Genomic DNA, 1,102 nt, shown 5'->3' with positions numbered 1-1,102 from the left:
ATCGCAGACTCTGGCGCGACGTTTCCTTCAACGGTTCGGCACCTTCGCGCATCAGGGCGCGCAGGGCGGTCGGCGCCGTGTAGAAGATGTTGACCTTGTGCTTGTCGATCACTTGCCAGAAGCGCGAGCTGTTCGGGTAGCTCGGCACACCTTCGAATATCAGCGTGGTCGCGCCATTGGCCAGCGGGCCGTAAACGATGTAGCTGTGGCCGGTGAACCAGCCGACGTCAGCGGTGCACCAGAACACTTCGCCCTCGCGGTAGTCGAGCACGTACTTGAAGGTCATCGCTGCTTGCAGCAGGTAACCGCCGGTGGTGTGCAGCACGCCTTTGGGTTTGCCGGTGCTGCCCGAGGTGTAGAGGATGAACAGCGGATCTTCGGCGTCCATCGGCTCTGGCGGGCAGTCGTCGCTGACGTCACGCACGGCCTGGTGATACCAGAGGTCGCGGCCTTCGACCCAATCGACTTTGCCTTGCGTGCGCTCGACCACCACGACGGTGCTGACGTCGGGGCAATTTTGCAGGGCTTTGTCGACGTTCTGTTTCAATGACACGAACTTGCCGCCGCGCACGCCTTGATCGGCGGTGATCACCGTGCGGCAGTCGGCATCGAGAATGCGGTCACGTAATGAATCCGGGGAAAATCCACCGAACACCACCGAGTGGATGGCGCCGATCCGTGCGCACGCGAGCATGGCGTAGGCGGCTTCGGGGATCATCGGCATGTAGATGCACACCCGGTCGCCTTTCTTCACGCCACGACTTTTCAGCACGTTGGCCAGGCGGCAGACATGGTGGTGCAGTTTCTTGTAGGTGATTTGCGCCGATTCGGCCGGGTCGTCGCCTTCCCAGAGAATCGCGGTCTGCTCGCCGCGTCGGGCGAGGTGGCGGTCGATGCAGTTGTAACTGACATTCAGCTGGCCGCCGGCAAACCAGGACGCTTCGCCGGTTTTCAGGTCATAGCGCTGAACGGTCTGCCACGGCGTGCTCCAGTCGAGGAAGCGCGTGGCCTGTTCGGCCCAGAAGGTCGTGGGGTGTTCAATGGATTCGCGGTACAGACGCTTGTAGTCGTCCTGACTCAACTGTGCAGCCCGGCGGACGGC

General features: G+C 62.2%; 1 protein-coding gene. It reads right to left on the bottom strand.

Translation table 11 applies throughout. The features are described 5' to 3' along the window. The coding region (locus DBR24_RS08595; protein ID WP_146188998.1) for an AMP-binding protein at window positions 1-1,102 on the bottom strand (1,102 nt) is incomplete at both ends.

This window comes from Pseudomonas sp. HMWF006 (assembly GCF_003061205.1).
GTDB lineage: Bacteria > Pseudomonadota > Gammaproteobacteria > Pseudomonadales > Pseudomonadaceae > Aquipseudomonas > Aquipseudomonas monsensis.
The sequence above is the reverse complement of the archived record's forward strand: the minus strand, read 5'-3'. Positions and strand labels throughout refer to the sequence as shown.